Here is a 10,415-nt window from a genome sequence, read left to right as displayed (position 1 = left end):
CGCCCCGGACGATCCCGCGCCGGCCCTCGGCGATCCGTTCCGCGGCAACGAGATCCGCGTGGCCCGGCACCGCGACGGGCACGAGCTGCTGGTCGCGACGGCGGTGTGCCACCTGCCGGGGCCCGGCCTGGCGGAACGCGTCGTCGTGGCGACGAAAGTGAAGGACCTCCGGGTGTGGGAGTCCCGGCTGGCGCTGCTGCACGGGCTGGCCACCCAGTCCCCCGTCGGCCTGGCCATCTACGACACCAACCTGCGTCTGACCTGGTGCAACACGGCGTACGAACGCGAGATCGGCCGGCCGTACGCCGACTTCGGCGGGATGCGGGCCGACGAGCTGTACTCCGAGGGACGCTTCGTCACCCGCGGCTACCCGCACACCCTCGACGCGGTCATGCACCACGTCCTGGACACCGGCGAGCCCATCCTCGACCTGCACTTCCTGGGCCGGCCCCCGAGCGACCCGGAGCAGGACCACCTCTGGTCCTGCTCCTACTACCGGCTCCAGGACGCCGACGGACACGTGTTCGGGGTGTGCGAGGACGCCTTCGACATCACCGAACGCCTCAAGGCCCAGCGGCGGCTGGCCCTGCTCGTCGAGGCCGGACGGGGCATCGGCACCACGCTCGACGTGCTGGTCACCGCCGAGAAGGTCACCGAGGTGGCGGTCCCGGAGTTCGCCTGCGCCGTCACGGTCGACCTCGCGGCGGTGGTCCTGGAGGGCGAGGCGCCGCCCACCGGCGGCCCGGCCCTGACCGGGCTCGTACGCGCCGCCCACCGGTCCGCAGGGCAGCACCACCCGGCGGATCCCCCCGGCGGGGCGCGGCCGCACAGCCCGCGGCCCCCTGCCGCCGTCACCTACCCGCCGGGCTCGCCGCAGGAGCGCAGCCTCGCCTCGGGCGGGCGCGTACGCGACGACACCACCCTCGTCGTGCCGTTGCGGGCCGGGAACAGCACCCTGGGCCTCGTCACCTTCGCCCGGGACCCCGGCGCCGCCGCCTTCGACGACGACGAGATCGCCCTGGCCGACGAGCTGGTCGCCCGTACGGCCGTGTCCGTCGACAACGCCCGCCGCTTCACCCGCGAACGCACCGCCGCCCTCGCCCTCCAGCGCCAGTTGCTGCCGCAGCACGTACCACGGCAGTCGGCGGTCGATCTGGCGTACCGCTACCTGCCCACGGACGACCTGTCCGGGGTCGGCGGGGACTGGTTCGACGTCATCCCGCTGTCGGGCACCCGGGTCGGCCTCGTCGTCGGTGACGTGGTCGGCCACGGGCTCCAGGCGGCGGCCACCATGGGACGCCTGCGCACGACCGTACGGGCGTTCGCCCAGATGGACCTGGCGCCCGACGAGCTGCTGACCCGGCTCGACGACCTGGTGGGGCAGTCGGCGGAGGAGCAGGGGGGCGAGCTCGGCTCGCTCGGCGGCGCCTTCGAGGACGTGACCACCGGCGCGACCTGCCTGTACGCGGTGTACGACCCGGTCTCACGACGATGTGTCATGGCCCGGGCCGGACACCTGCCGCCCGCGATCGTCCACCCGGACGGCGCCCTGACCTTTCCGGACCTCCCGGCCGGCCCGCCGCTGGGCCTCGGCGGCCTGCCGTTCGAGTCCATGGAGATCGAGCTCCCGGTCGGCAGCCTGCTGGCCCTGTTCACCGACGGCCTGGTCGAGGCCCGCGACCGCGACATCGACCACGGCCTCCAGACGCTCGGGGAGGTACTGGCCGACCGGGACGCCTCACTGGAGGAGCTCTGCGACCGGGCGGTGGCGCGTCTCCTGCCGGACGGTACGACCGCCGACGACACGGCCCTGCTCCTCGTCCGCACCCGCGAACTGGGCACCGCGCAGGTCGCCGAATGGGAACTGCCCGCCGAGCCCGTCGCACCGGGCCACGCCCGTGAGCTGGCCACCGGGCAGCTGCGGGACTGGGGACTGGAGGACCTGTCGTTCTCGACGGAGCTGGTCGTCAGCGAGCTGGTCACCAACGCGGTGCGGTACGCCGCCGGGCCTCTGCACCTGCGCCTCATCCGCGACCGCACGCTCCTGTGCGAGGTCGCGGACACCGGCCACACCTCACCCCACCTGCGCCACAGCCGCGAAGACGACGAGGGCGGCCGGGGCCTGTTCATCATCGCCCAGCTCGTCCAGCGCTGGGGCACGCGCTACACCCGCTCCGGCAAGACCATCTGGACCGAGCAGTCCTTCCCCGGGGACAGGGACGGGGACGGGGACGGCTGAGTGCGCTGCTCGGCACGTTGCCTGCGGCTTCCCTCAACTTGGCTGTTCAGAGAGCGGGTTCGCGGCTCTCGGGCCGGTCGCAGACGTACGCGATAAATGGCTGGCGCCGTGATCCGGGGTGGGGTTATGGTTCTGACCGTTCACCGGACGCGGCCGTGCGCCGCCCCCGGGAACGAGTCGGTTCGTTGAGAAGCAGGAGGTGAGGACATTGATGACTGTCACGGTGACGGGCGCTGCCCGCATTCAGGAGTTCATCATCGTTTCCACCCCTGTGGCCTCCGGCTGACACCCACTCTTCGCGCGCATTTCGCGCCGCCGGGGCCGCCCTTCGAAGGGTTTCCCTTGTTCAACGCTTCGCTCCACACCGCTTCTTCCACCACTTCTGATGCCCGGCACCCCCTCGCCCCCTACGGCTGGGACGCGGCATGGGAAGCCGAGTTCGCTCCGTACGCCGCGCAGGGGCTGCTGCCCGGCCGTGTCGTACGGGTCGACCGCGGCCAGTGCGACGTCCTCACCGCCGACGGCGTCGTACGCGCCGACACCACCTATGTGACGCCGCACGATCCGCTGCGGGTCGTCTGCACCGGTGACTGGGCCGCCGTCGACCCCGCCGGGGACCCGCAGTTCGTACGGGCGTACCTGCCGCGCCGCACCGCGTTCGTACGCTCCACCTCCTCCAGCCGGTCCGAGGGGCAGATCCTCGCCGCCAACGTCGACCACGCGATCATCGCGGTCTCGCTCGCCGTCGAGCTGGACCTCGGGCGCATCGAGCGTTTCCTGGCGCTGGCCTGGGAGTCGGGCGCGCAGCCGCTCGTCGTCCTCACCAAGGCCGACCTCGTACCGGACGCCACCGGGCTCTCGTACCTCGTCGACGACGTGGAGACCACGGCGCCCGGCGTGCAGGTGCTGCCCGTCAGTTCCGCGACGGGCGACGGCGTCGACGTACTCGCCGCTGTCGTGTCCGGCGGTACGAGCGTGCTGCTCGGCGTCTCCGGGGCGGGCAAGTCGACGCTGGCCAACGCGCTGCTCGGCGCGGATGTCATGGCGGTGCAGGCCATCCGTGACGTCGACGGCAAGGGCCGGCACACGACCACCACCCGCAACCTCCTCGCGCTGCCCGGCGGGGGAGTCCTCATCGACACGCCCGGGCTGCGGGGCGTGGGGCTGTGGGACGCCGAGGGGGGTGTCGGCCAGGTCTTCTCCGAGATCGAGGAGCTGGCGGCCCAGTGCCGGTTCCACGACTGCGCCCACGAGTCCGAACCGGGCTGCGCCGTGCTGGCCGCCCTGGAGGAGGGCGCATTGCCGGAGCGCCGGCTGGAGAGCTACCGCAAGCTGCTGCGGGAGAACCGCCGCATCGTGGCCAAGACCGACGCCAGGCTGCGCGCGGAGATCGGGCGCGAGTGGCGGCTGCGCACCGCGCAGGGCCGGGCCGGCATGGAGGCCAAGCGCGGGGGCGGTGGCCGGCGCCGGTAGCACTCGGCCGGGGGCAGCCCGGGGCCCCGGTCCGTTCGGGGCCCCAGGCTGTGCCCTGTTCCGGGGCGCCTTCGCGGGGGTCGGTTCCTGGCCGTAGCGCGGGCTGCGGGGGTCGGTGCCGCGCCGGGGCGTCTCCTCGGGTGCCGAACGTTCGGGCAGCGTGGGTCGTTCGGGGGAGTCGCGTTCGACACCCTGCGGGGAGCGCCCCGGCACGTCCCCTCCCGGCAAAGTGGAGGGCGCGGCGGGGCAGGTTCCCTGGCCGGGACTCGCGAGCGGGTTACTCGTCCGCGTACTTCGTGTCCGCCGCGGGGTCCAGGGCCAGGCGGTAGCCGCGTTTGACCACCGTCTGGATCAGGTTGGGCGCGCCCAGGGACGTGCGCAGGCGGGCCATCGCCGTTTCCACCGCGTGCTCGTCGCGGCCCGAGCCCGGGAGCGCGCGCAGCAGGTCCGCGCGGGAGACCACCCAGCCGGGGCGGCGGACCAGGGCCCGCAGCAGGGACATGCCGGCGGGCGGCACGGGGCGCAGTTCGCCGTCGACCACGACCGCCTGGCCGCGGATCTCGATGCTGCGGCCCGCGACCGGCAGGGTGCGGGCGCGGCCCGGGAGTTCGCGGCAGACCAGCTGGACGAGCGGGCCGAGGCGGAAGCGTTCGGGCTGGACCGTGTCGATGCCGTGCGCCTGGAGCGGGAGGGCGGTGACCGGGCCGACGCAGGCCGCCAGTACGTCGTGGCCGAGGGCCGCCAGGAGGTCCGGCAGCAGGCCGCGTTCCTCGGCCCGGGACAGGAGCGACACCGCCGCGGGGGCGCTGGTGAAGGCCAGGGCGTCCACACTGCGGGAGACCGTCGCGTCGATGAGGCGGTCCAGCGGTGCGATGTCCTCGGGCGGCATCCAGCGGTAGACCGGCACGCCCACCACGTCCGCGCCGCCGGCCCGCAGCGCCTCGACGAAGCCGGGGAGCGGTTCGCCGTGCAGCTGGATCGCGATACGGCGGTCCGCGACGCCCTCCGCCAGGAGCCGGTCGAGCACCTCGGCCATGGACTCGGAGGTGGGCGACCACTCCTCGGTGAGGCCGGCGGCCCGGATCGCGCCCTTCACCTTGGGGCCGCGGGCGAGGAGTTCGACGTCCTGCAGCCGGGCGAGGAGCGCCTCCCCCAGGCCCCAGCCGTCCGCGGCCTCCACCCAGCCCCGGAAGCCGATCGCCGTCGTCGCGATCACCACGTCGGGTGCGTCGTCGATCAGCTGCTTCGTGGTGGCCAGCAGCTCGCTGTCGTCGGCCAGCGGCACGATCCGCAGGGCGGGCGCGTGCAGGACCGCCGCGCCGCGCCGGGTCAGCAGGGTGCCCAGTTCGTCGGCGCGCCGGGCGGCGGTGACGCCCACGGTGAAGCCCGCGAGCGGGCCGTGCTCTGGTTCGGGGGTGGTGGTGTTCACGGACATGGCGTACCCGGCTCTCATACCGCTGTGCTGGTGATGCGGAGAGCCGAGCCTGTCAACCTCACGTGACAGGCTCGGTTCCACCGTATTTCCCGGCCGTTACGGACCTGCGCGCCTCACACCTCGGCATACGTGAGCTGCGGCTTCGCCGGTACGGCCACCGGACGCCGAAGGTATACCGCCCAGGTGACGGTGAAGCACGCGGCGTAGAAGGCGAGGAAGGCCGCGAAGGCCGCCGTGCCCGTTCCGGCGGTCTGGAAGGACTGGCGGAAGGCCAGGTTGATCGCGAGCCCGCCCAGCGCGCCGACCGCGCCGATCAGGCCCATGGAGGCCCCGGAGAGCCGTCGTCCGTACGCCGCCGCCGCCTCGCCCTCCATGCCCTGCGCCAGCGCCTTGGTCTGGAAGATCGCCGGGATCATCTTGTACGTCGAGCCGTTGCCGAGGCCCGAGAGGACGAAGAGGGCGGTGAAGCCGGTCAGGAAGACGGGGAGGGAGGTGGTGGTGGAGGCGTAGACGACCACCGAGGTCGCCGCGGCCATCGCCGCGAAGTTCCACAGGGTGATGCGCGCACCGCCGAAACGGTCCGCGAGGGAGCCGCCGAGGGGGCGGATCAGCGAGCCGAGGAGGGGGCCGATGAAGGTGAGCGAGGCCGCCTGGAGGGGCGTGCGGCCGAACTGGGTCTGGAGGACCAGGCCGAAGGCGAAGCTGTAGCCGATGAAGGAGCCGAACGTCCCGATGTACAGGAAGGCCATGATCCAGGTGTGCCGGTCGCGCACCGCCGCCTTCGCCGCCCCGGTGTCGTTGCGCACGGGCGCCAGGTTGTCCATGTACAGCGCCGCGCACACCGCCGCGACGACGATGAGCGGGATGTACGTGGCCAGCAGGACGCGGGGGTGGGTCGCCCCGGCCACCGCGATGACCAGCAGGCCCATGAGCTGGACCACGGGCACGCCGATGTTGCCGCCGCCCGCGTTCAGGCCCAGCGCCCAGCCCTTCTTGCGCAGCGGGAAGAAGGAGTTGATGTTGGTCATGGAGGAGGCGAAGTTTCCGCCACCGACGCCGGTGAGCGCCGCGACCACCATGAAGGTGGTGTAGGAGGTGCCGGGCTCCATGACGGCGTACGCCGCGCCGGTGGGCAGCAGCAGCATCAGCGCGCTGAAGACGGTCCAGTTCCGGCCGCCGAAGCGAGCCACGGCGAAGGTGTACGGCACGCGGACGACCGCGCCCACGAGGGTGGCGGTACCGATCAGGAAGAACTTGCCGGCCGGGTCGATGCCGTACTCCGGGCCCATGAAGAGCACCATCACGGACCACAGGGTCCAGATGGAGAAGCCGATGTGCTCGGAGAATACGGAGAAGAGCAGGTTGCGGCGGGCGATCCGCTCCCCCGACTCCTTCCAGAAGGTCTCGTCCTCGGGGTCCCACTGTTCGATCCACCGGCCTGCCATGACGCGCCTCCACGAGTTCTCGGGTCGTGGAGGCGACGCTAGGGACAGTGGATTTCAGGCCCGTGCCGTGAGGTGACCGGCGCGCAACCTTGCTCTCACCCGGCTATGAGCGCGGGTGTGAGCGCCTCTTGGGCGCGCCGTTCGGCCACAGACGCGGCTTGCGCTGCGCGGCGACGTCTTCCAGCCAGCCCACCGCCATGATCATCAGACCGATCAGCGGCCAGACGACGATCAGCATCAGGGTCGTGTACGCGCTCTCGATGTAGCCGGAGTACGTCGGCCAGACACCCGGGATCTGGAAGAGCAGGTCGATGATCGGGATGGTCGCCATGATCAGCAGGTTGTGCCAGAGGTAGATCGTCACCGCCCGGTTGTTGGCGAGGGTGATGACGGTGTCGAAGCCCTTGAGCCGGGGCGGGAGCTCCTTCCAGGCCGGGGAGTACTGGAGGAGGATCACGCAGAAGCCGAACGACCAGGCCGCCTGGGCGAGCGGGATGTCGTTGAGGTCCCAGCCGTCCGCGGTCAGGTGCCAGGACGCCCACCACAGGCCGAACGCCATGAGCAGCGTCGACACGGACACCGAGATGTAGCGCGGGACCTTCTGGAACAGGCCGTCGTTGTGGGCGAATCCGAGCACCCAGCAGGAGCCATAGACCGCGAAGTCGGTGAGCGCGTTGCCGAACTCGCCGGGGATGGTGAACAGGCCCGAGCCGATGACCGCGGTGACGCCGAGCGGGGCCAGCAGCGTCAGCCACGGCATCCTGCGGAACGCCCACAGGAGCAGGGGCGAGGCGATGACGAACCACAGGTACGCGCGGATGTACCAGAGGGGGCCCGCGGCCTGGACCGCCCAGGTGTCCTCCAGCAGGCCGGCCTTGTCACCGCTGTGCCAGGGGAACGGCGGGGCGCCGACGGGGAAGACGTAGTTGGCGAGTTTCAGGAACCACCAGACGCCCTCCTCCTTCAGCGGCTCCCAGCCGAAATAGAACATGATCGGGACGACGGTGAGCGAGAACGCCCACATCGGCGGCAGCAGCCGTCGGATGCGGCCCCGGATCACTCCGGCGGCGGGCCGCTTCAGCGAGCGCGCCATGAGCGACCCGGCCAGCGCGAACATCACGCCCATGGACGGGAAGAGGATCGTCAGCCAGGCCCAGCCGAAGATGTGGTAGACGACGACGCGCACGAGCGCGATGGTGCGCAGTACGTCGAGGTACCGGTCGCGGCCCGGCCGGGCCGCCGCGGCGGCGGGCGCCGCCGGCTCCGCCTTGTGCCGGGCGCGCGGCAACTGCGCGGTCGCGTCGGTGCCGAACGCGGCGAAGGCGGGCTCCGTGCCGTGGGCGGGGCCGGGGGTGGTGCCGGAGGTCATGCGACGGGCCTCTTCTCGTTGCTCCGCTGGCGCTGGCCCGGGATGGAGCCGGGCGCCTCGACCGCACCGGTGCGGCGCAGCTTCTGCCAGCGCAGCCGGCCGCCGGTCAGCGCGGTGATCCAGGACTGGAGCAGCACGACGTACATCAGCTGCCGGTAGAGGATCTGCTGGAGGGGCAGCGAGATCAGGTGGGTCATCTTCTCCCGGTCGAGCCGGAAGGCGTACGCCGCGCAGACCGCCTGGACGGCGAGCACGCCGAGCCAGGCGACGACGGTCTTCTGGGTGGGGCCGAAGACCAGGCCGTACAGCAGGAACACGTCGATCAGCGGGGCGAGCAGCGGGAACAGCACCATGAAGAGGGACACCAGGGGCAGGCCGACGCGGCCGAAGCGCCCGGAGGGGCCGCTCTCGATGACCGCGCGGCGGTGCTTCCAGATCGCCTGCATCGTGCCGTAGCTCCAGCGGTAGCGCTGTGACCACAGCTGCTGGACGCTCTCCGGGGCCTCGGTCCAGGCGCGGGCCTTCTCGGCGTACACGACCCGCCAGCCGTCGCGGTGCAGCGCCATGGTGACGTCGGTGTCCTCGGCGAGGGTGTCCTCGCTCATGCCGCCGAAGCGCTGGAGCGCGTCGGCGCGGAAGGCGCCGACCGCGCCGGGGATGGTCGGCATGCAGCCGAGCAGGTCGTACATGCGCCGGTCGAGGTTGAAGCCCATCACGTACTCGATGTGCTGCCAGGCGCCGATCAGCGAGTCGCGGTTGCCGACCTTGGCGTTGCCCGCGACCGCGCCGACCCGGGGGTCGCCGAACGGCTGGACCAGCTCGCGGACGGTGGCGGGCTCGAAGACCGTGTCGCCGTCCATCATGACGACGATGTTGTAGCGGGCGTGCGCGAGACCGTTGTTGAGCGCGGCGGGCTTGCCCGAGTTCTGCTGGCGTACGACGCGTACGTTCGGCAGGCGCATCGCCTCGACGATGTCGGCGGTGCCGTCCGTCGAGCCGTCGTCGATGACGATGATCTCGATGGGGTGCTCGCTGGTCATCAGCGACCGGACCGTGTTGGCGATGCACTCGCGCTCGTTGTAGGCGGGGACGAGCACCGAGACCGGCTCGGTGAACTCAGGGCCCCAGCGGAAGTTCCGCCGGCGGACCTTGCGCGCGTGCAGGAACGACAGCAGCAGCATCATGCCGAAGCGCAGCATCACCAGGACGCCGATGGCGGCGAGGCCCGCGACGAGGACGCTGGTCGTCTTCTCCGAGAAGGCCACGGCGTAGACCCAGGCCTTGCCCTTCCACAGCTCGGGCCCGGTGACCTGGGTGTGCGCGGTGGGCGCGCCGAGGGCCTCGGTGAGGTTGGTGAAGTCGTAACCGCGGTCCTGCATCGCCGGCAGGAAGCGGTCGAGGGCCGCCACCGTCTGCGAGCGGTCGCCGCCGGAGTCGTGCATCAGCACGATCGAGCCGTCGGTGCCCTTGGGCGTGGCGCGCTTGATGATCGCCTCGACGCCGGGGCGCTTCCAGTCCTCCGAGTCGGTGTTGTTGAACGCCGTGATGTAGCCGCGGCTGCCGATGTACTGGGTCACCGGCCACGACTTGTTGTCGAGCGCGTCGGAGAACGAGGAGTACGGCGGACGGAACAGCGAGGTCCGGATGCCGGCCGCGCCCGCGATGGCGAGCTGGTTCTGGGACAGCTCCCAGTCGATGCGGTCGGTGGACTGGTAGGAGAGGTCGGGGTGGTTGAAGGTGTGCAGCCCGATCTCGTGCCCCTCCGCCACCATGCGCTCGACCAGGTCGGGGTGGCGCGAGGCCATCGTGCCGGTGACGAAGAAGACGCCGTGGGCGTCGTACTGCTTGAGCTTGTCGAGGACCTTCGGCGTCCACTCGGGGTCGGGGCCGTCGTCGAAGGTCAGCACGAGCGTGCGGTCGGGGACGCTGAGCGCCTTGGGCGCCTTCGCGTCGCGCGCGTCGATGACGGGGCCGCCCTTGAGGATGTGCTCGGGAACCTTGTCGATCGGGGCGGGCGGACGCACGCGGTGGTCGGCGAGGATCTCGCTGTGCACGTAGCCGCGCAGCATCAGCATCGCGAGCAGCGCCACCAGGAAGAGCGAGGGCAGCAGATAGCGCATGGGTATGCGCCGCCGGACGGTGCGCCGGCCGCGGGCCGCGCGCGGCGCCCCGGTGGGGCGTGGTGCGCGGTGGGCGCGGTGCGCGCGCCTGCCGTGGGTTGCCATGTGTGCTACGTGCCTTTCGCGGCAAATTGACTGGTGGTGCCGCCTGCGGCGGGGTCCGTCTGCGGGTCTGCGGGCTCGGCGCCCGGGTCGGTCCCGCCCGGGTCCGCGCCGGGGTCGGTGCCCGGGCCGGGGTCGGTCCCGGGGTCCGGTCCGTCGCCGGGATCGGTGGTGCCGGGGTCGGTGCCCGGGTCGCCGTCGTCGGGGTCGGTGCCGGGCGCGGGGTCCGTGC

Annotated in this window: 7 protein-coding genes; 2 read left to right on the top strand and 5 right to left on the bottom strand. The window is 72.0% G+C overall.

Features of this window, described 5'->3' with window-relative positions:
* A partial coding sequence (locus E2E34_RS25625) for a SpoIIE family protein phosphatase (protein WP_369334633.1) occupies window positions 1-2,239 on the top strand: 2,239 nt, incomplete at its 5' end.
* A 342-nt stretch (window positions 2,240-2,581) separates the two neighbouring features.
* A complete protein-coding gene (gene rsgA / locus E2E34_RS25620; RefSeq protein WP_138904281.1) occupies window positions 2,582-3,712 on the top strand; it encodes a ribosome small subunit-dependent GTPase A in 1,131 nt (376 codons plus the stop codon).
* Window positions 3,713-3,989: 277 nt separating this feature from the next.
* Here rsgA and E2E34_RS25615 read toward each other — a convergent pair whose 3' ends face one another.
* From E2E34_RS25615 to E2E34_RS25595, 5 genes are all read right to left on the bottom strand, one after another.
* The gene (locus E2E34_RS25615; protein WP_244316093.1) at window positions 3,990-5,141 is read right to left on the bottom strand and encodes a uroporphyrinogen-III synthase; all 1,152 of its coding nucleotides are present in this window, start codon (window positions 5,139-5,141) and stop codon (window positions 3,990-3,992) included.
* 119 nt (window positions 5,142-5,260) lie between these two features.
* On the bottom strand, window positions 5,261-6,592 hold the full coding sequence (locus E2E34_RS25610; RefSeq protein WP_138904279.1) for an MFS transporter: 1,332 nt from the start codon (window positions 6,590-6,592) through the stop codon (window positions 5,261-5,263).
* Window positions 6,593-6,695: 103 nt separating this feature from the next.
* Window positions 6,696-7,961, bottom strand: coding sequence for an acyltransferase family protein (locus E2E34_RS25605; protein WP_138904278.1), 1,266 nt, complete (start codon window positions 7,959-7,961; stop codon window positions 6,696-6,698).
* A complete protein-coding gene (locus E2E34_RS25600) occupies window positions 7,958-10,081 on the bottom strand; it encodes a bifunctional polysaccharide deacetylase/glycosyltransferase family 2 protein (protein WP_138904282.1) in 2,124 nt (707 codons plus the stop codon). The genes E2E34_RS25605 and E2E34_RS25600 overlap by 4 nt, the downstream gene beginning before the upstream one ends.
* A gap of 110 nt (window positions 10,082-10,191) precedes the next feature.
* The coding region (locus E2E34_RS25595; protein WP_208765337.1) for a hypothetical protein at window positions 10,192-10,415 on the bottom strand (224 nt) is incomplete at its 5' end.

Source organism: Streptomyces albidochromogenes, from assembly GCF_005981925.1.
GTDB lineage: Bacteria > Actinomycetota > Actinomycetes > Streptomycetales > Streptomycetaceae > Streptomyces > Streptomyces albidochromogenes.
The sequence above is the reverse complement of the archived record's forward strand: the minus strand, read 5'-3'. Positions and strand labels throughout refer to the sequence as shown.

What these genes read in the sequence shown, in the direction of transcription:
- E2E34_RS25610 (WP_138904279.1), bottom strand. Translation starts at nt 6,592, where the DNA reads ATGGCAGGCCGGTGGATCGAACAGTGGGACCCCGAGGACGAGACCTTC.
- E2E34_RS25605 (WP_138904278.1), bottom strand. Translation starts at nt 7,961, where the DNA reads ATGACCTCCGGCACCACCCCCGGCCCCGCCCACGGCACGGAGCCCGCC.
- E2E34_RS25600 (WP_138904282.1), bottom strand. Translation starts at nt 10,081, where the DNA reads ATGCGCTATCTGCTGCCCTCGCTCTTCCTGGTGGCGCTGCTCGCGATG.